The sequence below is a fragment of the Streptomyces sp. NPDC043854 genome (assembly GCF_056436005.1).
This window is the reverse complement of sequence record NZ_JBWKDK010000035.1, coordinates 36,525-59,415: the sequence shown is the minus strand read 5'-3', so window position 1 is coordinate 59,415 and position 22,891 is coordinate 36,525. Positions and strand designations below refer to the sequence as shown.

The following is a 22,891-nucleotide window of genomic DNA, read 5'->3' as shown; positions in this document are numbered from 1 at the left end:
GGCCATGCGGCCGCGAAAGGGACCCATGAACCCCGCGTACGCGACCGCCGACCACGTCTTCACCGTCCCCCTGGACCACGCGGCCCCTCACGGTCCGACCATCCAGATCTTCGCCCGGGAGGTCTCCGATGCACGTGAAGCAGGCCGGCAACTGCCCTGGCTGCTCTATCTGCAAGGCGGTCCCGGCGGCAAGTCGCCCAGGCCTTCGGCCGGTTCACCCGGCTGGCTGCCCCAGGCCCTCAAGACCCACCGGGTCCTCCTCCTCGATCAGCGCGGCACGGGCCGCTCCACCCCCGTCACCGCCCGGACGGCCTCCCGCTTCGCCTCACCGGTCCGGCTGGCCGACCATCTGGGCCACTTCCGCGCCGACTCGATCGTCGCCGACGCCGAACTGATCCGCCGGCAGCTGTGCGGCGACGAGCCCTGGGAGACCCTCGGCCAGAGCTACGGCGGCTTCATCACCCTCACGTATCTCTCCCGGGCCCCCGAAGGTCTGCGCGCGTGCTACGTGACCGGCGGCCTGCCCGGCCTCTCGGCCACCGCCGACGACGTCTACGCCCGCACCTACCCCCGGGTGCGGGACCGCGTCCGCGACTTCTACGCCCGCTACCCCGAAGACGCCGCCCGGCTGCGCCGGATCGCCCGCCTCCTGGCCGCCACCGATGTGCGCCTGCCCGACGGAGACCGGCTCACCCCCCACCGCCTGCGCACGCTCGGCCTCGCCCTCGGCATGGGCGACGGCTTCGAGCGGATCCACTGGCTTCTCGACGAATCCCTCGACGAGGAGGCGAAGCCGACCGACACCTTCCTGCACCAGGTGATGACCCTGACCGGCTTCACCGACAACCCGCTCTTCGCCGTCATGCAGGAGACCCTGTACGGCCAGGGGACGGGGCCGACCGGCTGGGCGGCGTCCAGGGCCATGGCGGCGTTCCCCGAGTTCGCCGAGGACGCCGACCCCCTCCTGCTCACCGGAGAAATGATCTACCCCTGGATGTTCCGCGAGATCAATGGCCTGCGCCCCTTCGCCGACGCCGCCGACCTGCTCGCCGAACGCTCCGACTGGCCACCGCTGTACGACCCTCGCCGCCTCGCCGCCAACCGGGTCCCGCTCGCCGCCCTCGTCTACCACGACGACATGTACGTGGACGCCGGGCTCTCCCTGCGCACCGCGCGCGAGGTCGGCGCCACCCGGGTATGGGTCACCAACGAATGGGAGCACGACGGCGTCACCGCCTCCGGCGGCCGCGTGCTGTCCCGCCTGATGGACCTGGCCGCGGGGCGCGCGTAGGACCCTCGCGGCTCTCACCCACCTGCCTCCCACCTGCCTCCCACCTCCGTCCCACCTCCCTCGCGTCCCCTCAACCTGCCTCCGACGGGAGAGACATGACCACCCCGTTCCACCGCCTGCGGCCGCTCGCCGGGGCCGTCGCCCTCATCTCCTGCCTGTCCGCCCCCACCGCGGCCGCCGCCCCCGGCTCGCCGCCCCCCGCCCTCGGCTGCGCCCTCCCCGGCCGGACCGGCTGGACGGACGAGGGCCACGACACCGACCGGACCCAGTTCCAGCCCGCCACCGGAACCCGCCGCGTCCTGACGCTGTACGTGGACTTCCCCGACGCCCCTGCCACCGACTCCACCGAGCCGTACGCCGCTCATCTCGCCCCGGCCGCCGGCTGGATGAGGCGAGCCAGCTACGGCCGCCTGCGACTGGACAACACCTCGCTGCACCGCTGGATCCGGATGCCCGCCGACTCCGCTTCTTACGGCTTCGCGCGCGGTCTCACCTTCGAGGCCCATGAGAGGTACCTCCGCGACGTGATCACGGCCGCCGACCCTTACGCGGACTTCTCCCGGTACGACATGGTCTACGTCGTCCCCACCAGGACGGCAACGGCCATCCCCTTCTCGCCGACCTACCTGTACGACCCGGCGGCGCCCGGCATCACCGCCGACGGCACCCGCGTCAAATGGGCCGTCACCTTCGGACAGGACATGTGGCGCTGGGGCCACAAGGTCGCGGCCCACGAGACCGCCCATACCTTCGGGCTGCCCGACCTGTACGCGTTCACCGGCGCCACCCACCGGTACGTGGGCGGCTGGGACGTGATGGGCCACATCGCCGGCCACGCCCCGCAATACCTCGGCTGGCACTCCTGGAAGCTCGGCTGGACCCGCGACGACCAGGTCGCCTGCCTGCCCGCGTCCGGGCGCCGAACGGTACGGCTGACCTCGGTGGAACGGGCCGGGGGGACCAAGATCGCCGTGCTGCGGACCGGTGAGACGACGGCCTACGTGGCGGAATCCCGCCGTGCCCGGGACAACGACGCGGCCGCCTGCTCCACCGGAGTCCTCATCTACCGGGTCGACTCCGCCGCCCCGACCGGCGAGGGCCCGGTGCGGGTCATGAACGCGAACCCGACCACGACCCCGCCCACCGGCTGCACCCCGCTGGACCTGGCCGCGTACGCGCCCGGACAGGGCTTCACCGACCCCGCGACCGGCGTGCGCATCGACGTCCTCGCGGGCGGGCGGACGGGAGACACGGTGCGGCTGAGCAAGGAGTGACTCCGGTCCGGGCCGGCCGCCGTCCACCTGATGCGGCGGCTCGCATGACATCACCACGGCACCTTGTGGCGCCACGCGGCGCCATAAGGTGCCGCATGGCGCCACAATGACTTGCGGTGGCGCCATTGTGGTGCCATCATGGGGGCATGGACCTGACCCCCTACGTTGATCACCTCCGTCAGGAGCTCGCCGTCGCCGCCAATGCCGGCGGGGAAGAGGCACGCGCTCTGGCCGAGCGGCTGACGGCCCCCCTGGAGTCGGCCGCCCGGCTGACCCTCCTGAACGCGCTGTCCGCCGCCTCGGACGAGATCACCCGTGAGCTGGCGCCGGGCTCGGTGGACGTGCGGCTGCGGGGGCTCGACCCCGAGTTCGTGGTGACGGCGCCACCTGCCCCGGAGGCGCCCGGCGAGGGCGCACCCGAGGTGGTGTCGCCGGCGCCATCGATGGTGCCAGTGGTGCCACTCGCCGGGGACGGTGACGAAGGGGGCACGGCCCGCATCAACTTCCGGCTCCCGGCGCACCTCAAGGCCCGCGTGGAGGACGCGGCCGGCCAGGAGGGCCTGTCCGTCAACGCCTGGCTGGTACAGGCGGTGGCCATCGCCCTGGAGCCGGGCGGCGGACCGGACCGTCCGGCCGCCCGCGCCCCGCGTCGCGGCCAGGGCTACCGGGGCTGGGTCCGCTAGCCGGAGTCCCTCGCTCCCGCGTCACGCAGTACCGCCCCACCTGCGGAAACACACTCCAGAGTCAAGAGGACGGGACAGCCATGCCTTCTTACGAAACCCCCGAACCCATCACCGCGGTCCTCGAGTTCGAGGTCGGCAACGTGCGGATCACCGCGAGCAAGCGCCAGGACACGGTCGTCGAGGTGCTGCCGAGCAACGGCGCCGACGATGCCGACGTACGGGTCGCACAGCAGACCACGGTCACGTACGCCAACGGCACCCTCGCCCTCAAGGGGCCCAAGAAGCGCGGCCTGTTCGGCAAGCACGGTTCGATCGACGTGATGGTCGAGCTCCCCGCCGGATCGCACGTCCGCAGCACCTCCCCCATGGGTGACTACATCGGCGAGGGACCGCTCGGCGAGTGCCGCATCAGGACCTCGCTCGGCGACATCCGGCTCGACGGGGCTTCCGCCGTGAACCTGCGGACCGACCACGGCGACATCCGCGTCGACCGGGCCGTGGGCGACGCCGAGATCCACGGGTCGGGCCGGGTCGACGTCGGCGAGGTCGTCGGAGCGGCGACCGTCAAGAACGGAAACGGCGAGACCGCGATCGGCGAGATCACCGGCGCCCTCAAGGCCAGCGCCTCCAACGGCCGCATCACGGTCGGCACCGCGCACGCCTCGGTCGAGGCCAAGTCCGCCAGCGGTGCGATCAGCGTGAAGCAGGTGGTGCGCGGCGTGATCGACCTCCACACCGCCGTCGGCGACGTGGAGGTCGGCATCCGCGAGTCCACCGCGGCCTGGCTGGACGTCCACTCCAAGTTCGGCACGGTCCGCAACGCGCTCGGTGCCGCCGAAGGCCCCGGCACCACCGAGGAGACCGTCGAGATCCACGCCCGTACCGGCGTCGGAGACATCGTGATCCGCCGCGCCTGACCCCGCCCCCACCCCCAACCCCCCAACCCCCCATCCAGAAAGCCACACCAGATGCGTGACGCCGCACACATGACAGGACCCGGGCGAGCCCCGCCGTGACGTCTCACGGGCGATCTGTCGTGCGCGCGGCACCGCACGACAGACACAGGAGACGAGTCCGCATGACCGCGACGCCCACCCTCACCACCTCACCTGCGATCTCCGCCCTCGGACTGCGCAAGTCGTACGGCGACAAGGTCGTCCTCGACGGCATCGACCTGAGCATCCCCGAGGGATCGGTCTTCGCGCTGCTCGGGCCCAACGGCGCGGGCAAGACCACCACCGTGGAGATCCTCTCCACGCTCATCACGCCCGACGGCGGTACGGCGCGGATCGCCGGCCACGACCTGGCGCACGAGCCCGACGGCGTACGCGCCGCGATCGGCGTCACCGGCCAGTTCGCCGCCCTCGACAACCTGCTCACCGCCGAGGAGAACCTCCTCCTCATGGCCGACCTCCACCACCTGCCCCGCCGCGAGAGCAGGCACCGGGCAGCGACTCTCCTGGAGCGCTTCGAGTTGACGGAGGCCGCCAGGAAGCCGGTGTCCACCTTCTCCGGCGGCATGCGCCGCAAGCTCGACCTGGCCATGACGCTGGTCGGCGACCCGCGGATCATCTTCCTCGACGAGCCGACCACGGGCCTGGATCCGCGCAGCCGCCGCACCATGTGGGAGATCATCCGCGCCCTGGTCGTCGACGACGGCGTGACCGTCTTCCTCACCACGCAGTACCTGGAAGAGGCCGACCAACTCGCCGACCGCATCGCCGTCCTGGACCGCGGACGCCTGGTCGCCGAAGGCACCGCGGACGAGCTCAAGCGGCTCATCCCCGGCGGCCACATCCGCCTCCAGTTCTCCGACCCGGACCAGCTCGACTCCGCCGCACACCACTTCGGCGCCGCCGCGCGCGACACCGACGCGCTGACCCTGCGCATCCCCAGCGACGGCGGCATCCCGACCCTGCGGGCCGTACTCGACGTCCTGGACGACGCCCAGGTCCGGGCCGAGTCGCTGACCGTGCACACCCCCGATCTCGACGACGTCTTCCTGACCCTGACCGGCCAGGCCAACTCGCTGAAGGACAACTCCCGATGAGCGCCCTCTCGTACGCTGTCAGCGACTCGATGACCATGCTGCGGCGCAACCTCAAGCACGCCCTGCGCTACCCGGCCATGACCGTCTCCGTCGTCGCCATGCCGATGATGATGCTGCTGCTGTTCAACTACGCGTTCGGCGGCGCCCTGGGCACCGGCATCTCCGGAGCGTCCACCGGCGGCGGCGAGTACATCGACTACCTCGCGCCCGGCATCATCCTGATGGCCGCGACCGCCGGCGCGGTGGCCACGGCCGTCGGCGTCTGCGTCGACATGACCGAGGGCATCGTCAACCGCTTCCGTACGATGTCGATCTCCCGCGCCGCGTTCCTCACCGGGCACGTCGTCGGCAGCGTCATCCAGACGCTGGTCGCCATCGCCCTGGTGATCGGCGTGGCCCTCGCCATCGGCTACCGACCCGACGCCACACCCGTCGAGTGGATCGCCGCCATCGGGCTCCTGACCCTGCTCACCCTTGCGCTGACCTGGCTGTCGGCCGGCATCGGCCTGGTGTCCAAGACCCCCGAGTCGGCGAGCAACACGCCCCTGCCGCTGACCTTCCTGCCCTTCCTCGGCAGCGCCATCGTGCCGACCGACTCGATGCCGACCGGGCTGCGCTGGTTCGCCGAGTACCAGCCCTTCACCCCCGTCATCGAGACCCTGCGCGGCCTGCTGATGGGCACCGCGATCGGCAACAGCGCGTACATCGCGCTCGCCTGGTGCCTCGGCCTCACCCTCGTCGGCTACCTCTGGGCGCGCTCCGCCTTCGGCCGCACCGCCAACCGGTAGGCACCGCTCCGCACGTCCCAGTTCACCGCACGTCACTCTCCACGGAGGACACCATGCAGCCCGAACCGACACCCTGTCCCGAATACGCAGCGGCCACCGAGCCCGTCACTCTCCCCACGCAGCGCGCCGCCGGCTGCCCCTTCGACCCGCCCGCCCGGTTGGAGGAGCTGCGCGAGCAGAGCCCACTGACCCGTATGACCTACCCGGACGGGCACGTCGGCTGGCTGGCCACCGGATACTCCACAGTCCGTGCGATCATGGGCGACACCCGATTCAGCTCCCGGTACGAGCTGATGCACTACCCCTTCCCCGGTGGGCCCGAGGGCCCGCTGCAGCCCGCCCCCGTCGGCGACATGACCGGGATGGACGCGCCCGAGCACACCCGCTTCCGACGGCTCCTCGCGGGCAGGTTCACCGTCCGCCGGATGCGTCAACTCACCGAACGCATACGGGAGATCACCGCCGAGCACCTGGACGCGCTGGAGCGTCGGGGGCCCGGCACCGACCTGGTCGAGGCGTTCGCGCGGCCCGTCCCCGCACTGATGATCTGCGAGCTGCTCGGTGTCCCCTACGAGGACCGCGAGCGCTTCCAGGGCCACGCCGAGACGCTGTTGGCCATGGACGTGACACCCGAGGACAGGTACGCCGCCATGGTCGGGCTCCAGGAGTACATGGCGGAACTGGTCGCCGCCAAGCGCGCCGAACCTTCCGACGACCTGCTCGGGGACCTGGCCCGGGACTCCGATCTCACCGACGGGGAACTGATCGGCGTCGGCGCCTTCCTGCTCGGCGCCGGGCTCGACACCACCGCCAACATGATCGCCCACGGCACGTTCGCGCTGCTCGGCAACCCGGCCGAGGCCGAGACCCTGCGCAGGGAACCGGAGCTCGCCCCGCAGGCCGTCGAGGAGCTGATGCGCTACCTGACCATCGCCCACACCAGCGTGAAGTCCGCGCTGGAGGACGTCGAGCTGAACGGGCAGGTGATCAAGGCGGGGGAGAGCGTCACCATCTCGCTGGAGGCCGCGAACCGGGACCCGGAGCGGTTCCCCGACCCGGACGTCCTCGACCTGCACCGCAAGGCCACCGGCCATCTGGGCTTCGGGCACGGCATCCACCAGTGCCTGGGCCAGCAACTGGCCCGCGTCGAGCTGACGGTCGCCCTGCCCGCGCTGCTGCGGCGGTTCCCGACACTGCGCCTCGACATCCCGGCCGACGAGGTGCCGCTGCGGACGAACATGAACATCTACGGCGTCCACCGGCTTCCGGTCACCTGGGACGAGGACTGATCCCGTGGACGTCCATGTCGACCGCGACCGTTGCGTCGGCGCCGGAATGTGCGCTCTGACCGCCCCCGGGGTCTTCGACCAGGACGAGGACGGGGGCCTGGTCGTCCTACTGGACGCCCGCCCGCCTCAGGAGTGGCACGCGGCGGTCCGTGCCGCCGCCGGTTCGTGCCCCGCTGCGGTCATCACCGCCACGGCGCAGGGAACCTCCGCTGCCTCGTAGGCGCCCCCTCCAGGCGCAGCAGCCCGGGGCGGCTCGGATACGGCGACGAGGAGTGGCGGGGCGTGTCGTCCTGCGCCGAACGGCTCGGCTCAGGACGCATACTCAGTGCTCGTGTGGCGTCGCCGGATCCGGCCGGTGGGCTGCGGTGATGACGGAAAGGCAGATGGCGGATATGAAGGACGCCGACGAACCCCTCGTGCCCGAGGTCGTGGACAGTCCCGCTCTCCGGGCAGAGCCCGGCGGCCCTTTCGCACGCTGGCTGCTGCACCACCAGGTGCAGCCGGTCGGGCCGGCGGCGGGTGAGGGACACGTCGAGCCGCACGCCTGGTGGAAGGTGATGTGCCTGACCGGCGTCGACTACTTCTCCAGCCTGGCCTACGTGCCGGCGATCGCCGCGCTGGCCGCCGGCGCCGTCTCACCCCTGGCCACCCTGCTCATCGTGGCACTGACCCTGCTGGGCATGCTGCCGATGTACCGGCGCGTCGCACAGGAGAGTCCGCACGGGGCCGGGTCGGTGGCGATGCTGGAGGACCTGCTGCCGTTCTGGTGGGGCAAGCTGTTCGTGCTGGTCCTGCTCGGCTTCGTCGCCACCTCGTGGATCATCACCATCACCCTGTCCACCGCGGACGCCTCCGTCCACGTGGTGGAGAACCCCTTCTTCCCCCAGGCCCTGCACGGCCACGAGGTCGCCCTCACGGTGGCCCTGCTACTGGTCCTCGGCGGGGTGTTCCTCCTCGGGTTCAGCGAAGCCGTCAAGGTGGCCATCCCCCTGGTGGCCGTGTTCCTCGCGCTCAACGCCATCGTCATCGCCGTCGCCCTGGCCGACGTGTTCAGCACCCCGCAAGCCGTTTCGGCCTGGACCGACGCCCTCGCCGCGGGCGGGGGAGGCTTCGGCGACCTCCTGGGCCCGGCCCTGCTGGCGTTCCCGCTGCTGGTGCTGGGCCTGTCCGGGTTCGAGACGGGGGTGAGCATGATGCCGCTGGTGGCCGCGGAGGGCACGGATGCCGAACAGCGCCTGCGCTCCCGGATCCGCAACACCCGCCGGCTGCTCACCGTGGCCGCGCTCATCATGAGCGTCTATCTGCTGGCCGCGAGCTTCGTCACCACCGTCCTCATCCCCCACGAGCAGTTCGAGCCCGGCGGCGCGGCCAACGGCAGGGCACTGGCCTGGCTCGCCCACGAGCACGTCGGGGAGGGGTTCGGCACCGTCTACGACATCAGCACCATCCTCATCCTGTGGTTCGCAGGCGCCTCGGCGATGGCCGGGCTGGTCAACATCGTGCCCCGGTACCTGCCCGGCTACGGCATGGCCCCCGAATGGGGGCGCGCCGTCCGCCCGGTCGTGATCGTCTACACCGCCGTCTGCATCGTCATCACCATCGCCTTCGACGCCGACGTCGACAAGCAGGCCGGCGCCTACGCCACCGGCATCCTGGCCATGATGGTCTCCGGCGCCTTCGCCGTCACCGTCTCCGTCGTACGGCGCCGCCGACGCGCCGCGGCCGCAGGATTCGCCGTCCTCACCGCGATCCTGCTCTACGCCCTGGTCGCCAACATCATCGACAAGCCCGACGGCATCGCCATCTCCGGCATGTTCATCCTCGGGATCGTCACCGTCTCACTGATCTCACGCGTCTCCCGCACCACCGAGCTGCGCGCCGACCGACTCGTCTTCGATGCCGACGCCCGCCGCTTCCTGACCGATACCCTCGCCTACGACAACGCCATCAACATCATCGCCAACCGGCGCCAAGCCGGCGACGAAGCCGAGTACGCGGCCAAGGAACACGAACAGCGCGGCACCAACCCCGTTCCCGGCCGTGCCGACGTGCTGTTCCTGGAAATCGACGTGGTCGACCCCTCCGACTTCAGCGACACGCTCACCGTCCAGGGCGTCCAAGTCGGTACCCACCGCATCCTCCGCGCCGAGGCCCCGGCCGCCCCGAACGCCATCGCCGCCATCCTGCTCGCCCTGCGCGACTCCACCGGGGTCAAGCCGCACTGCTACTTCGCCTGGGCCGAAGGCAGCCCGCTGCTCCACATGTTCCGCTACTTCCTCCTCGGCCGCGGCGACACCGCCCCCGTCACCCGCGAGATCATCCGCAGCCACGAACCCGACCCCGACCGCCGCCCCGGCATCCACGTCGGCGGCTGACCCGCCCCGCGGCTCCCGACCGTGCGGCGAAGGGTCATCCGATGCCGGGTACGGTCGAGACCACCAGGTCGATGAGTTTGATGCCGACGAAGGGCAGGATCAGGCCGCCGAGGCCGTAGACAGCGAGGTTGCGGCGGAGCAGGTCGTGGGCGGAGGCGGGCTTGTAGCGGACGCCGCGCAGGGCCAGCGGGATCAGCGCGACGATGATCAGGGCGTTGAAGATGATCGCCGAGGTGATCGCGGACTGCGGGCTGTGCAGGCCCATGACGTTCAGGGCTTCCAGGCCCGGGTAGGCGGCCGTGAACATCGCGGGGATGATCGCGAAGTACTTCGCCACGTCGTTGGTGATCGAGAAGGTGGTCAGGGCCCCGCGGGTGATGAGGAGCTGCTTGCCGATCTCGACGATCTCGATGAGCTTGGTCGGGTTGGAGTCCAGGTCCACCATGTTCCCGGCCTCCTTGGCGGCCGAGGTGCCGGTGTTCATGGCCACGCCCACATCCGCCTGGGCCAGGGCCGGGGCGTCGTTGGTGCCGTCGCCGGTCATGGCGACGAGCTTGCCGCCGGCCTGCTCCCGCCGGATGAGGGCGAGCTTGTCCTCGGGGGCGGCCTCGGCCAGGTACTCGTCCACCCCGGCCTCGGCCGCGATGGCCCTGGCGGTGAGCGGGTTGTCACCGGTGACCATGACCGTGCGGATGCCCATGCGGCGCAGCTCGGCGAAGCGTTCGCGGATGCCGTCCTTGACGACGTCCTTGAGGTGGACGATGCCCAGCACTCGCGGGCCGTCCCAGTCGTGGACGGCCACCAGCAGGGGCGTGCCGCCGGAGGCGGACACGGCCGCCGACCATTCGGCTGCCTCGGCCGGCACGGTGCCGCCGCGCATCACCACCCATTCGGCGACCTGGGCCGCCGCGCCCTTGCGGATGGCGACCCCGGCACCGCCCGGCCAGCTCAGGTTGACCCCGCTCATGCGGGTCTTCGCGCTGAACTCCACGAAGCGGGGGTTGCTCAACTCGCCCTCGGCCGGGGGCTGGAGGCCGTAGGTTCGGGCGAGCGCGACGACGGAGCGGCCCTCCGGAGTCTCGTCGGCCAGAGAGGACAGCTGGGCGGCGTCGGCGAGCCTGCTCAGGTCCTGGCCGGGCAGCGGGATGAACTCGACGGCCTCGCGGTTGCCGAGGGTGATGGTGCCGGTCTTGTCCAGCAGCAGGGTGTTGATGTCGCCGGCGGCCTCGACCGCCCGTCCCGACATGGCCAGGACGTTGCGCTGCACCAGGCGGTCCATGCCCGCGATGCCGATCGCGGAGAGCAGGGCGCCGATGGTGGTCGGGATGAGGGTGACCAGCAGGGCGACCAGGACGGTGGTGGACTGGGCGGCCTTCGCGTAGCCCGCCATCGGCTGGAGGCTGATGACCACCAGGATGAAGACCACGGTGAGGGCGGCCAGCAGGATGTTCAGGCCGATCTCGTTCGGGGTCTTCTGCCGGGACGCGCCTTCCACCAGGGCGATCATGCGGTCCAGGAAGCTGTTTCCGGGGCGGGAGGAGACCCGGACGACGATCGAGTCGGACAGCACCGTGGTGCCCCCTGTCACCCCGGACCTGTCGCCGCCCGACTCGCGCAGGACCGGGGCCGATTCACCCGTGACGGCCGACTCGTCGACCATCGCCGCGCCGTCGACGACGTCCCCGTCGGCCGGGATCGACTCGCCCGCCTCGACGAGGACGAAGTCCATGGGCTGGAGCTCGGCCGGAGTGACCGCTTCGATCTCCGCCCGGCGCAGGTTCGTCCCGTACGTCCAGTGCTTGATCCGCAGGGCGACGGTGTCCGTACGCGCCTTGCGCAGCGAGGCGGCCTGGGCGCGCCCGCGCCCCTCGGCCACCGCCTCCGCGAGGTTGGCGAAGAGGACGGTCAGCCAGAGCCACACACTGATCACCCAGGTGAACACGGACGGGTTCAGCAGCGCGGAGAGGGTCGTGAGGACGGAGCCGGCGGCGACGGTGAACAGCACCGGCTTCCGGGCCAGTTCGCGGGGGTGGAGTTTGCGTACGGCCTCGCGCCACGACTCGGCGAGCCGCTCGGGCTCCAGGAGGGGCGCCCTGCCGGGGCGTCTGCGGGGCGGCCGGGTGACCGGTGGCGGAGTCGGGCTCTCCAGGCCCGGGGGAGTGTGCTGTGCGGCGGCGGGAGACATCGGGAATGACAACCTCGGGTGGTGGTGGTCGGGGAGAGGGCGGGCGCTGCGGCCAACGGGACGCCCGGGGCGTCGCGGGGCGCTCGCGTGCCGCCGCCGGGGCCCTTTGCGGCATGGGCCCCCTCGGCTGTCGTCATGCGGGTCGGGGCCCCCGGCGGCGGGAACGGGCAGGAACCTACCGGCCCCATTGCTCGTAATACCCGTGCGGGCAGCAGAATTGGTGTGCTCTTGACGGCCGTGTACGGCTTCGCGTCAGGGACGCGTCAGAAGTCCGTCAACGCGGCTGCCCCGAGACCCGGAAGCGGAGCCGGCAGATCACCGCGTCGGTGTCCCGGCGCACGGCGTGGGCGAGGACCGAGCCGCGCTGGTTCTGCAGGAGGCGCTGCCACAGGCGGGCCGGTTCGGTCTCCGGGATGAGGACGGTGACCTGGGTGCCGGGCCGGGCCCGGGTGAGGTCGTTGACGTACGCGGATACCGGCCGGCCCAGCGAGCGGGTCGGGGAGGCGATTTCGACGAGTTCGACGCCCGGGTTCCACAACTCCCAGTCGCGGCGGAGTGTTTCGGCTGCCGCCCGGTCTTCGGGCGCGCTGTGCGTGACCGTCATGGCGAGGACCTCGTCGCCGAGGGAGCGAGCGGCGGTCAGGGCCTGGCACGTCAGCTTGGACAGGCCGGCGACCGGTACGACGACCAGCGAGCGGGTGCGGCGGGGCGGCTGCGGGATGCGGCCGAGTTCCAGGCGTTCGCCGATGCCGTCGTATTCGCGGCCGACCCGCTCCATGGAGAGCACCAGCAGGGGGAGGGCGAGGGCGATCAGCCAGGCGCCCTCGGTGAACTTGGTGGCGGTGACGACGACCGCCGACACGCCGGTCAGCAGTGCGCCGAAGCCGTTGAGCGCTGCCTTGGCGGCCCATCCGGCGCGCCGTTCGGCGTACCAGTGCCGGACCATGCCCACCTGGCAGATGGTGAAGCCGACGAAGACGCCGATGGCGAACAGGGGGACGAGGGTGTTGGTGTCGCCGCCGGACAGGAGGAGCAGGGCGGCGGACACGAGTGCCAGCCAGGCCACGCCGTGCCGGTGGACCTGCCGGTCGGCCTTGAGCGCGAAGACGTGCGGCAGGTGGTTGTCGCGGGCCAGCAGGCTCATCAGCACCGGCAGGCCGCCGAAGGAGGTGTTCGCGGCGAGCGCCAGCAGCACCATGGTGGCGAACTGGACGACGTAGAAGGCGGCGTTGTGGCCGAAGGAGGCGTCGGCGAGCTGGGCGAGGACGGTGACGCCCTCGACCGGCTGGAGGTGGAACCGGCCGATGAGGACGGACAGGCCGATCAGCATCACGCCGAGCAGGGCGCCGAGCGCGACCTCGGTGCGCTGGGCCCGCCGTGCGGCTGGGGCGCGGAAGGCGGGCACGGCGTTGGCGACGGCCTCCACACCGGTGAGGGCGGAGCAGCCGGCCGCGAACGCCTTGAGCAGCAGCAGGGCACCGACGGCGGTGGCGCCCTCTCCGAGGGCGGAGGCGTGTCCTGCGGCGGAGGCGGTGCTGCCCGGGGCGTCCCGGAACAGTCCTGCGGCGATCATCGCGAGGATCGAGCCGACGAACAAGGCGGTCGGCACCAGGAACGCCTTGGCCGAATCGACGACCCCGCGCAGGTTCACGGCGGTGACCAGGGCCAGGACGCCCAGGCAGATCCACACCCGCTCGCCGTACAGCTCCGGGAAGGCCGAGGTCAGCGCGGCGACGCCGGCGGTGACGGAGACGGCCACGTTGAGCACGTAGTCGAGGATGAGCGAGGCCGCCGCCACCAGGCTCGTCCGCCGCCCGAGGTGCCGTTTGGCGACGGCATAGGAGCCGCCGCCGTCGGGGAAGGCCGCGATGACCTGCCGGTACGAGGCCACCAGTACGGCCAGCAGGGCGGCGATGGCGAGGGTGACGGGCAGGGTGAAGCCGAGCCCGTACACCCCGGCCGCGGCCAGGACCAGCACGATCGACTCGGGTCCGTAGGCCACCGAGGCCATGGCGTCCAGGGACAGCGCGGCCAGGCCCTGGGTGGCGGTGAGCCGGTGGCGGTCGGCGGCCTGCCCGCCGGTATCGGGCGGCTCCTCGGCGGTGTCGCTCGCTGCGGCGGGTTTACCCGTGTGTATGGCCATGTGCCGGTTCCTCCGTAGGGACAAAGTGAGGACAGCGTCCCGGCAGCGATCCCCGCCGACCAGCGCCCTTGACGGCCTCCATACGCACGCCGGGCCACTCTTCACGCCCTCCATATGCGGGAGCCGGCGTGGCTGCCGCCCTGGCCGGGGGCAGGTGCGGCCCCGCACAGCCGGCTCCGGCGTCAGAGTCCCGTTAAAGGTTCCCCGGCTCCCGTATGGACCTCGTCAAGGTCTCTTAACGCGCGGGAGCGGAGGGGGTGAGATGTTCCGCGGCCACACGGCCGAATCCATTTCATCACTTCATTCCAGGAGCTCACGATGGCCGATCTGGCCTTCGTCGTCACCACGGGCGCGGTCTTCGCGCTGGTGGCACTCATCGCCCGAGGGGTGGCGAAGCTGTGACCGTCGAGAACATCGTCGGCCTCGCGGTCGCCGTCGCCCTGCTGGGGTACCTCGTCCTCGCCCTCGTCAAGCCGGAGAGGTTCTGAGCAGATGAGTCCCCAAACCGCCGGCGTGCTCCAGTTGCTCGCCCTGATCGGCGCCCTGGCCCTCGTGTACCGCCCGCTGGGCGACTACATGGCCCGGGTCTACTCCTCCGAGAGGCATTACGCCCCGGAGAAGTGGATCTACAAGGCGATCGGCGCGAACTCCTCCGTCGAGATGCGCTGGCCTGCCTACCTGCGCGGCGTCCTGGCCTTCTCCGCAGTGGGCGTCCTGTTCCTCTACGCCCTGCAGCGGCTGCAGGGTTCCCTCCCCGGCTCGCTCGGGTTCGCCTCGATCGACCCGGACCAGGCCTTCAACACCGCCGCGTCGTTCGTGGCGAACACGAACTGGCAGTCGTACTACGGCGAGCAGGCCATGGGCCATGTCGTGCAGACCGGCGGCCTCGCGGTGCAGAACTTCGTCTCCGCGGCCGTCGGCATGGCCGTCGCGGTGGCCCTCGTACGGGGCTTCGCCCGCTCGCGCACCGGTGAGCTCGGCAACTTCTGGGCCGACCTGGTGCGCGGCACCGTCCGCATCCTGCTGCCCATCGCCGTGCTCGGCGCGATCGTCCTGGTGGCGTGCGGTGCGATCCAGAACTTTGCCGGGATCCACGAGGTCGGGCAGTTCACGGGCGGCTCGCAGCAGTGGAACGGCGGGGCGGTGGCCTCGCAGGAGGTCATCAAGGAGCTCGGTACCAACGGCGGCGGCTACTTCAACGCCAACTCCGCCCACCCCTTCGAGAACCCGAACCCGTTCTCGAACCTGTTCGAGATTTTCCTGATCCTGGTGATCCCGTTCTCCCTGACCCGGACGTTCGGCAAGATGGTCGGCAGCGTCAAGCAGGGCTACGCGATCCTCGCCGCCATGGCGGTCATCTGGATCGGCTTCACCGCGCTGATGATGTGGACCGAGTTCGCCGGCAAGGGTCCGGCCTTCGAGGTCGCGGGCGGGGCGATGGAGGGCAAGGAGACCCGGTTCGGGATCGGTGCCTCATCGATCTTCTCGGTCGCCACCACGCTGACCTCGACCGGTGCGGTCAACTCCTTCCACTCCTCCTACACCGGCTTCGGCGGCGGCATCCAGCTGCTGGGCATGCAGCTGGGCGAGATCGCGCCCGGCGGTGTCGGCTCCGGCCTCTACGGCATGCTGATCATGGCCATCATCGCGGTGTTCATCGCGGGCCTGATGGTCGGCCGTACGCCGGAGTACCTGGGCAAGAAGATCGGCACCCGCGAGATCAAGTTCGCCGCCTGCTACATCCTCATCACCCCGGCCCTGGTCCTCGGCTTCACCGCCGCCGCGATGGCCCTGGACACCCCCGCCAACTCGATGACGAACTCCGGCGCGCACGGCTTCTCGGAAATCCTCTACGCCTACACCTCGGGCGCCAACAACAACGGCTCGGCCTTCGCCGGACTCAACGCCGACACCCAGTGGTTCAACTCGACCATCGGCATCGCCATGCTGCTGGGCCGCTTCCTGCCCATGGTGTTCGTCCTGGCCCTGGCCGGCTCGCTCGCCGAGCAGAAGCCCGTACCGGAGACGGCCGGCACCCTGCGCACCGACAAGCCCCTCTACGCCGGGCTGCTCGTCGGCACCATCCTCATCGTCACCGGTCTGACCTACTTCCCCGCGCTCGCGCTGGGTCCGCTTGCTGAAGGGCTCGCCTCATGAGCACCACCACTCCCACCCGGGCGCCGCACCATGACGCGCCCACGGGTCACAAGCCCACCGGACGGGTCGGTGGTGGCCTCTTCGATCCCGGGCAGTTGCTGAAGTCCTTCCCGGACGCGATCCGCAAGCTCGACCCGCGGGTGATGGTCAAGTCCCCGGTCATGTTCGTGGTGCTGGTCGGCTCCGTGGTCACGACCGTGCTGGCGATCAAGGATCCGACGGACTGGTTCGGCTGGGCGATCACGATCTGGCTGTGGCTCACCACGATCTTCGCGAACCTGGCCGAGGCCGTGGCCGAGGGCCGCGGCAAGGCCCAGGCCGACACCCTGCGCAAGGCCAAAACCGATTCCGTCGCCCGCCGCCTGACCAAGGACGGCAAGAGCGAGGAATCGGTACCCGGCACCAAGCTGCGCATCGGCGACCTGGTGGTCTGCGAGGCCGGCGACATCATCCCCGGCGACGGTGACGTCGTCGAGGGCGTCGCCTCCGTCGACGAATCCGCGATCACCGGTGAGTCCGCTCCGGTCATCCGGGAGTCCGGCGGCGACCGCTCGGCCGTGACCGGCGGCACGAAGGTCCTCTCCGACCGGATCGTCATCAAGATCACCACCAAGCCGGGCGAGACCTTCATCGACCGGATGATCAACCTGGTGGAGGGCGCCGCCCGGCAGAAGACGCCGAACGAGATCGCGCTCAACATCCTGCTGGCGTCCCTCACCATCGTGTTCCTGCTCGCGGTCGTGACGCTGAAGCCGTTCGCCATCTATGCCAGGGCCGACGAGCAGACCTCGCTCATCGTGCTGACCGCGCTGCTGGTCTGCCTGATCCCCACCACGATCGGCGCGCTGCTCTCGGCGATCGGCATCGCCGGCATGGACCGCCTCGTGCAGCGCAATGTGCTCGCCATGTCGGGCCGGGCTGTGGAAGCGGCCGGCGACGTGTCCACGCTGCTGCTGGACAAGACGGGCACCATCACCCTCGGCAACCGGCAGGCCGCCGAGTTCGTACCGGTCAAGGGCACCACGCAGGCCGAGGTCGCCGACGCCGCGCAGCTGTCCTCGCTGGCCGACGAGACCCCCGAGGGCCGCTCCATCGTGGTCCTCGCCAAGGAGAGGTACGGGCTGCGCGAGCGGCACCAGGGCGAGCTCGCCCACGCCGAGTGGGTGGCCTTCACCGCCCAGACCCGCATGTCGGGTGTGGACGTGGACGGGAAGAAGATCCGCAAGGGCGCGGCCGGCTCGGTCATCACCTGGGTGAAGGAGCAGGGAGGCCAGGTCACCGACGAGGCGGGCTCCCTCGCCGACACCATCTCCGAGGCCGGCGGCACCCCGCTGCTCGTGGCCGTCGAGGACGCGGAGGGCGCCCGGATCCTGGGTGTCATCCACCTCAAGGACGTGGTCAAGGAGGGCATGCGGGAGCGGTTCGAGGAACTGCGCCGCATGGGCATCAAGACCGTCATGATCACGGGTGACAACCCGCTGACGGCCAAGGCCATCGCCGAGGAGGCCGGCGTCGACGACTTCCTCGCCGAGGCCACCCCCGAGGACAAGATGGCCCTGATCAAGCGGGAGCAGGCCGGCGGCAAGCTCGTCGCCATGACCGGCGACGGCACCAACGACGCCCCGGCCCTGGCCCAGGCGGATGTGGGCGTGGCTATGAACACCGGCACCTCGGCCGCCAAGGAGGCCGGGAACATGGTGGACCTCGACTCCAACCCGACCAAGCTCATCGAGATCGTAGAGATCGGCAAGCAGCTCCTGATCACCCGCGGCGCGCTGACCACCTTCTCCATCGCCAACGACGTCGCGAAGTACTTCGCGATCATCCCCGCGATGTTCGCGGTCGCCTACCCGGGCCTGGACAAGCTCAACATCATGGGCCTGGCCTCGCCCGAGTCCGCGATCCTCTCCGCCGTCATCTTCAACGCGCTGATCATCGTTGCGCTCGTGCCGCTCGCCCTGAAGGGCGTCCAGTACAAGCCCACCAGCGCCGACAAGATGCTGCGCCGCAACCTCGGCCTCTACGGCCTCGGCGGACTGATCGCCCCGTTCATCGGCATCAAGATCATCGACCTGCTCATCTCCCTCATCCCTGGCATCGGGTGACCGCAATGAACACTTCCGTATCCAGCGCAGCACGGCTGCTCGGCGCGGGCCTGCGGGCCCTGCTCGTCCTCACGGTCATCTGCGGCGTGCTCTACCCGCTCGCCGTCACCGGGATCGCCCAGGTCCTCTTCCACGACAAGGCCAACGGCTCCGAGATCAAGGACGCCAGCGGCAAGGTCGTCGGCTCCTCCCTCATCGGACAGACCTACAACCTGCCGAAGAAAGACCCGAACGACACGGAAGAGGCGGCCCGGCCGGACCCGAAGTGGTTCCAGCCGCGCCCCTCCAACGGCCTCGGCACCAACAGTGTCAACACCCAGTACTCGATCATCCTCTCCGGCGCCACCAACCGGTCCGCCGACAACGGCGCGGTCGACGGCAAGTGCACCAAGGACGCCAAGGAAGGCACCCTCTGCGCCCAGGTCATCGCAGCCAAGGACGCGGTCGTCGCGGACAACTCCACGGCGAGCCACCAGGTCAGGCCCGAGGACGTGCCGGCCGACGCCGTCACCTCCTCCGGTTCCGGCCTGGACCCGCACATCTCCCCGGCCTACGCCGAGCTCCAGGTGCACCGCGTCGCCGAGCAGAACGGGCTCGACGTGAAGCAGGTCGAGCAGCTCGTCAAGGACCACACCGAGGGCCGGACCCTCGGTTTCATGGGCGAACCCCGCGTCAACGTCCTCGAGCTCAACACCGCGCTCAAGGCCCTGACCGGGCGCTGATGGTCCCCGTCGCACGGACCCTGGACCGGCGGGACGCGGCTGCCGCGCGTCCCGCCGGCTTCGACCGTGCCCGCACCGAAGGAAAGGCTGCACACCCCATGACCCGGGTGCTCCTGGTGGAGGACGACCCCCAGCTCGTCCGCGCACTCAAGATCAACCTTCAGGCCCGGAAGTTCGAGGCCGAGGAAGCCGGCACCGGTGCCGACGCGCTGCGGCTCGCCGCCGCGCGTACGCCCGACGTGATCCTGCTGGACCTCGGCCTGCCGGACATGGACGGGGTCGACGTGATCAAGAGCGTGCGCGGCTGGAGCAGGGTGCCGATCCTGGTCCTGTCGGCCCGGCACACCTCGGAGGAGAAGGTGCGGGCGCTGGACGCCGGCGCGGACGACTACGTGACGAAACCGTTCAGCATGGACGAGCTGCTGGCCCGGCTCCGTGCCGCCACCCGCCGAGAGCCCGCCCCCGCCCAGGCTGACCGGCCCGCGGTGGTCACCACCGAGGACTTCACCGTCGACCTCGCCGCGAAGAAGGTTCGGCGCGGCGAGCGCACCGTACGGCTGACTCCGACCGAGTGGCACCTGCTGGAGATCCTCGTCACCCACCCCGGTCACCTGGTCAGCCAGCGCAGGCTGCTCCTGGAGGTCTGGGGGCCCACGTACTCGGAGAACACCAACTACCTGCGCGTGTACATGGCCCAGCTCAGGCGCAAACTGGAGCCGGACCCGTCACGGCCCCGATACCTGATCACCGAACCGGGTATGGGGTACCGCTTCGAGTCCTGACCAGGACCTGATCGTCTGGCCCGCAGCACCTCAGGTAACTCCAGCACCCCAAGCACATGAAACGAGTCGGACTCATGGGACGCGGCAAGCTCCGCATCTACCTCGGCGCGGCGCCGGGCGTCGGCAAGACGTACGCGATGCTCTCCGAGGCGCACCGCCGGATCGAACGCGGGACCGACTGCGTCGTCGGCTTCGTCGAGCACCACAACCGGCCGCGTACCGAGGTCATGCTCCACGGGCTGGAGGTCATCGGGCGACGCGAGATCGAATACCGGGGGACGGCGTTCACGGAGATGGACGTGGACGCGATCCTCGCCCGCCGGCCCGCCGTGGCCCTGGTGGACGAGCTCGCGCACACCAACGTCCCCGGCTCCCGGAACACCAAGCGCTGGCAGGACGTGGAGGAGCTGCTCCAGGCCGGTATCGACGTCGTCTCCACCGTCAACATCCAGCACCTGGAATCCCTGGGTGACGTGGTGGAGACGATAACCGGGGTCCGGCAGCGGGAGACCGTCCCGGACGAGGTGGTGCGCCGTGCCGACCAGATCGAGCTGGTCGACATGTCCCCGCAGGCGCTGCGCCGCCGGATGGCCCACGGCAACATCTACAAACCCGACAAGGTCGACGCGGCCCTCTCCAACTACTTCCGCCCCGGCAACCTCACCGCCCTGCGCGAGCTGGCCCTGCTGTGGGTCGCCGACCGGGTCGACGAGTACCTCCAGGAGTACCGCGGGGAGCACAACATCCGCACCACCTGGCAGGCCCGCGAGCGCATCGTCGTGGGCCTGACCGGCGGACCCGAGGGCCGGACGCTCATCCGCCGGGCCGCCCGGCTCGCCGAGAAGGGCGCCGGCGGGGAGGTCCTCGCCGTCTACATCGCCGCCAGCGACGGGCTCACCTCCGCCTCGCCCAAGGAACTCGCCGTCCAGCGCACCCTCGTCGAGGACCTCGGCGGCACCTTCCACCACGTCATAGGCGACGACGTCTCCACCGCCCTGCTGGAGTTCGCGCGGGGGGTCAACGCCACCCAGATCGTGCTCGGGGTCAGCCGCCGCAAGCCCTGGCAGTACGTGTTCGGGCCGGGCGTGAGCGCCACCGTGGCCCGCGAGTCCGGACCCGACCTCGACGTCCACCTCGTCACCCACGACGCCGTCGCCAAGGGCCGGGGCCTGCCCATGGCCCGCGGGGCCCGGCTGGGACGCGGGCGCATCGTCTGGGGCTGGCTCACCGGCGTCGTGGGCCCGGTGCTCCTGACGCTCCTGCTCAGCCAGGTCGTTCCCGAGATCGGCCTCGCCAACGACATGCTGCTGTTCCTGGCCCTCACGGTCGCGGCGGCGCTGCTCGGCGGCCTGCTCCCGGCCCTGGCCTCGGTGGCCGTCGGATCCCTGCTGCTGAACTACTTCTTCACGCCACCGCTGTACCGGTTGACGATCTCCGATCCGCGCAACATCGTCGCGATCGTCATCTTCGTCGGTGTGGCCGTCTCCGTCGCCTCCGTGGTCGACCTCGCCGCCAGGCGCACCCACCAGGCGGCCCGGCTGCGCGCCGAGTCGGAGACCCTCTCCTTCCTCGCCGGCAGCGTCCTGCGCGGCGAGGACTCCCTCGACGCCCTGATGGAACGGCTGCGCGAAACCTTCGCGATGGAGTCGGTGGCCCTGCTGGAGCGGCCGAGCGAGGTCGATCCCTGGGCCTGCGCGGGCTCTGCCGGAGCCGATCCCGTCGCCCGCCCCGAGGACGCCGACGTGGACATGCCCATCGGGGAGAACATGGCACTCGCGCTCTCCGGCCGGGTGCTGCCGGCCGAGGACCGCCGGGTCCTCGGCGCCTTCGCCGCCCAGGCCGCAGTCGTCCTCGACCGGCAGCGGCTGCTCGGCGAGGCCGAGGAGGCACGCAGGCTCGCCGAGGGCAACCGCATCCGCACGGCCCTGCTCGCCGCCGTCAGCCACGACCTGCGCACCCCGCTGGCCGGCATCAAGGCCTCCGTCACCTCGCTCCGCTCCGACGACGTCGAATGGACCGAGGAGGACCGGGCCGAGCTCCTCGAAGGCATCGAGGAAGGCGCCGACCGGCTGGGCGCGCTCATCGGCAACCTGCTCGACATGTCCCGGCTCAACACCGGCACCGTCGTTCCTCTGATCAGGGAGACCGACCTCGACGAGGTCGTTCCGATGGCCCTGGGCGGCGTACCCGAGGACGGCGTGGAACTCGACATCCCCGAGACGCTGCCCATGGTGGCCGTGGACCGCGGACTTCTGGAACGCGCGGTGGCGAACATCGTCGAGAACGCGGTCAAGTACAGCCCGGACGGACAGCCCGTCGTGGTCACCGCCAGCGCCCTGCACGACCGGGTGGAGCTCAGGGTCGTCGACCGGGGCCCGGGCGTCCCCGACGAGGCCAAGGACCGCATCTTCGAGCCCTTCCAGCGCCACGGCGACGCCCCCCGCGGCGCCGGCGTGGGACTCGGCCTGGCGGTCGCCCGCGGCTTCACCGAGGCCATCGGCGGCACCCTGACCGCCGAGGACACCCCCGGCGGCGGCCTCACCATGGTCATCACCCTGCCGACGGCGGGCGGTACGACACCCGTGGCCGCCGAACTCCCCACCTCGGCAGTCAGCTGACCGATGTCGGCGGGTCTTCCGGAACCCGTGCGACTTTCGCAGTTCCGTGATCATTCTTTCGGCGTACATCCGCCCCGCCCACAGCCCTTAGCGTTGTGGTCATGACAGAGAAGACGGCGGTACCCTCGGCGGGCCGCGCACCGCTGAAGACCGCTGCCGGAGTTGCCGCCGGACTCCTCGTCGGGCTCTCCATCGCAGGGTTCCTGTGGTGGACGGGCTGGCACGCTCCCTTCCTGGCCGCTTGGCTGTCGACCAAGGCCGCCATCAAGGTCGGCACCCTCACCGTGGGCGGCCTCATCGCTCTCGCGGCATGGCGCCGCAACCGCCGACACGCGGACGAGGGCGCGTCCGGAGCCGACTCCGAAGCAGGCGAGCGCACCAGCGCCGGCACATGACCCGAGAGAGGCGATGAGGCGATGTGGCCCCGAG

The 22,891-nt window shown here is 70.8% G+C and carries 18 protein-coding genes; 16 read left to right on the top strand and 2 right to left on the bottom strand.

Annotated elements, in window-relative coordinates; translation table 11 throughout:
* The first annotated feature begins 25 nt into the window (after nt 1-25).
* From AC068A_RS26940 to AC068A_RS26900, 9 genes are all read left to right on the top strand, one after another.
* Nucleotides 26-1,291, top strand: a complete 1,266-nt coding sequence (locus tag AC068A_RS26940; protein WP_478588829.1) for an alpha/beta fold hydrolase — start codon at nt 26-28, stop codon at nt 1,289-1,291.
* Nucleotides 1,292-1,386: 95 nt separating this feature from the next.
* The gene (locus tag AC068A_RS26935; RefSeq protein ID WP_478588828.1) at nt 1,387-2,565 is read left to right on the top strand and encodes a M6 family metalloprotease domain-containing protein; all 1,179 of its coding nucleotides are present in this window, start codon (nt 1,387-1,389) and stop codon (nt 2,563-2,565) included.
* Nucleotides 2,566-2,711: 146 nt separating this feature from the next.
* Nucleotides 2,712-3,248, top strand: coding sequence for a hypothetical protein (locus tag AC068A_RS26930; RefSeq protein WP_478588827.1), 537 nt, complete (start codon nt 2,712-2,714; stop codon nt 3,246-3,248).
* An 80-nt stretch (nt 3,249-3,328) separates the two neighbouring features.
* Nucleotides 3,329-4,165: a DUF4097 family beta strand repeat-containing protein gene (locus AC068A_RS26925; RefSeq protein WP_478588826.1), complete on the top strand. Its 837-nt coding sequence runs from the start codon at nt 3,329-3,331 to the stop codon at nt 4,163-4,165.
* A gap of 161 nt (nt 4,166-4,326) precedes the next feature.
* Complete coding sequence (locus AC068A_RS26920; RefSeq protein WP_478588825.1) at nt 4,327-5,298, top strand: ATP-binding cassette domain-containing protein; 972 nt, start codon at nt 4,327-4,329, stop codon at nt 5,296-5,298.
* Nucleotides 5,295-6,086 (top strand): ABC transporter permease, encoded by a 792-nt coding sequence (locus tag AC068A_RS26915; protein WP_478588824.1) that lies wholly within the window; start codon nt 5,295-5,297, stop codon nt 6,084-6,086. Before AC068A_RS26920 ends, AC068A_RS26915 begins: the two co-directional genes overlap by 4 nt.
* A gap of 53 nt (nt 6,087-6,139) precedes the next feature.
* Nucleotides 6,140-7,375 (top strand): cytochrome P450, encoded by a 1,236-nt coding sequence (locus AC068A_RS26910; protein WP_478588823.1) that lies wholly within the window; start codon nt 6,140-6,142, stop codon nt 7,373-7,375.
* 4 nt (nt 7,376-7,379) lie between these two features.
* Complete coding sequence (locus AC068A_RS26905) at nt 7,380-7,595, top strand: ferredoxin (RefSeq protein WP_478588822.1); 216 nt, start codon at nt 7,380-7,382, stop codon at nt 7,593-7,595.
* A 172-nt stretch (nt 7,596-7,767) separates the two neighbouring features.
* Entirely contained in the window at nt 7,768-9,750 is a 1,983-nt protein-coding gene (locus tag AC068A_RS26900; protein ID WP_478588841.1) for an APC family permease, read from the top strand.
* Nucleotides 9,751-9,784: 34 nt separating this feature from the next.
* Here the strand turns inward: AC068A_RS26900 and kdpB (AC068A_RS26895) are convergent, their stop codons facing one another.
* Nucleotides 9,785-11,935, bottom strand: a complete 2,151-nt coding sequence (kdpB, locus tag AC068A_RS26895; protein ID WP_478588821.1) for a potassium-transporting ATPase subunit KdpB — start codon at nt 11,933-11,935, stop codon at nt 9,785-9,787.
* Nucleotides 11,936-12,209: 274 nt separating this feature from the next.
* Nucleotides 12,210-14,078 (bottom strand): APC family permease, encoded by a 1,869-nt coding sequence (locus AC068A_RS26890; RefSeq protein WP_478588820.1) that lies wholly within the window; start codon nt 14,076-14,078, stop codon nt 12,210-12,212.
* Between the two features lie 398 nt (nt 14,079-14,476).
* On the opposite strand from AC068A_RS26890, the gene kdpF reads away from it, so the two are divergent.
* The 7 genes from kdpF (at nt 14,477) to AC068A_RS26855 (ending at nt 22,857) form a co-directional block, all read left to right on the top strand.
* Entirely contained in the window at nt 14,477-14,566 is a 90-nt protein-coding gene (kdpF, locus tag AC068A_RS26885) for a K(+)-transporting ATPase subunit F (protein ID WP_401191907.1), read from the top strand.
* Between the two features lie 4 nt (nt 14,567-14,570).
* Nucleotides 14,571-16,235 carry a potassium-transporting ATPase subunit KdpA gene (gene kdpA / locus AC068A_RS26880; protein WP_478588819.1) on the top strand — a complete coding sequence of 555 codons (1,665 nt, stop codon included), beginning with the start codon at nt 14,571-14,573 and terminating at the stop codon, nt 16,233-16,235.
* Nucleotides 16,232-18,340, top strand: a complete 2,109-nt coding sequence (gene kdpB, locus AC068A_RS26875; RefSeq protein ID WP_478588818.1) for a potassium-transporting ATPase subunit KdpB — start codon at nt 16,232-16,234, stop codon at nt 18,338-18,340. The genes kdpA and kdpB (AC068A_RS26875) overlap by 4 nt, the downstream gene beginning before the upstream one ends.
* A gap of 5 nt (nt 18,341-18,345) precedes the next feature.
* Nucleotides 18,346-19,062, top strand: a complete 717-nt coding sequence (locus tag AC068A_RS26870; protein WP_478588817.1) for a potassium-transporting ATPase subunit C — start codon at nt 18,346-18,348, stop codon at nt 19,060-19,062.
* 98 nt (nt 19,063-19,160) lie between these two features.
* On the top strand, nt 19,161-19,844 hold the full coding sequence (locus AC068A_RS26865) for a response regulator (RefSeq protein WP_478588816.1): 684 nt from the start codon (nt 19,161-19,163) through the stop codon (nt 19,842-19,844).
* Between the two features lie 74 nt (nt 19,845-19,918).
* Entirely contained in the window at nt 19,919-22,462 is a 2,544-nt protein-coding gene (locus tag AC068A_RS26860) for an ATP-binding protein (protein ID WP_478588840.1), read from the top strand.
* 101 nt (nt 22,463-22,563) lie between these two features.
* Nucleotides 22,564-22,857 (top strand): hypothetical protein, encoded by a 294-nt coding sequence (locus AC068A_RS26855; protein ID WP_478588815.1) that lies wholly within the window; start codon nt 22,564-22,566, stop codon nt 22,855-22,857.
* Nucleotides 22,858-22,891: the final 34 nt, after the last annotated feature.

Excerpts from the sequence above, each read along its gene's own strand:
- AC068A_RS26920 (WP_478588825.1), top strand. The coding sequence starts at position 4,327 with ATGACCGCGACGCCCACCCTCACCACCTCACCTGCGATCTCCGCCCTC.
- AC068A_RS26860 (WP_478588840.1), top strand. The coding sequence starts at position 19,919 with ATGGGACGCGGCAAGCTCCGCATCTACCTCGGCGCGGCGCCGGGCGTC.
- AC068A_RS26940 (WP_478588829.1), top strand. The coding sequence starts at position 26 with ATGAACCCCGCGTACGCGACCGCCGACCACGTCTTCACCGTCCCCCTG.
- AC068A_RS26935 (WP_478588828.1), top strand. The coding sequence starts at position 1,387 with ATGACCACCCCGTTCCACCGCCTGCGGCCGCTCGCCGGGGCCGTCGCC.
- kdpB (WP_478588821.1), bottom strand. The coding sequence starts at position 11,935 with ATGTCTCCCGCCGCCGCACAGCACACTCCCCCGGGCCTGGAGAGCCCG.
- AC068A_RS26915 (WP_478588824.1), top strand. The coding sequence starts at position 5,295 with ATGAGCGCCCTCTCGTACGCTGTCAGCGACTCGATGACCATGCTGCGG.
- AC068A_RS26870 (WP_478588817.1), top strand. The coding sequence starts at position 18,346 with ATGAACACTTCCGTATCCAGCGCAGCACGGCTGCTCGGCGCGGGCCTG.
- AC068A_RS26900 (WP_478588841.1), top strand. The coding sequence starts at position 7,768 with ATGAAGGACGCCGACGAACCCCTCGTGCCCGAGGTCGTGGACAGTCCC.
- AC068A_RS26930 (WP_478588827.1), top strand. The coding sequence starts at position 2,712 with ATGGACCTGACCCCCTACGTTGATCACCTCCGTCAGGAGCTCGCCGTC.
- AC068A_RS26910 (WP_478588823.1), top strand. The coding sequence starts at position 6,140 with ATGCAGCCCGAACCGACACCCTGTCCCGAATACGCAGCGGCCACCGAG.
- AC068A_RS26925 (WP_478588826.1), top strand. The coding sequence starts at position 3,329 with ATGCCTTCTTACGAAACCCCCGAACCCATCACCGCGGTCCTCGAGTTC.
- AC068A_RS26855 (WP_478588815.1), top strand. The coding sequence starts at position 22,564 with ATGACAGAGAAGACGGCGGTACCCTCGGCGGGCCGCGCACCGCTGAAG.
- kdpB (WP_478588818.1), top strand. The coding sequence starts at position 16,232 with ATGAGCACCACCACTCCCACCCGGGCGCCGCACCATGACGCGCCCACG.
- AC068A_RS26865 (WP_478588816.1), top strand. The coding sequence starts at position 19,161 with ATGACCCGGGTGCTCCTGGTGGAGGACGACCCCCAGCTCGTCCGCGCA.
- kdpA (WP_478588819.1), top strand. The coding sequence starts at position 14,571 with ATGAGTCCCCAAACCGCCGGCGTGCTCCAGTTGCTCGCCCTGATCGGC.
- AC068A_RS26890 (WP_478588820.1), bottom strand. The coding sequence starts at position 14,078 with ATGGCCATACACACGGGTAAACCCGCCGCAGCGAGCGACACCGCCGAG.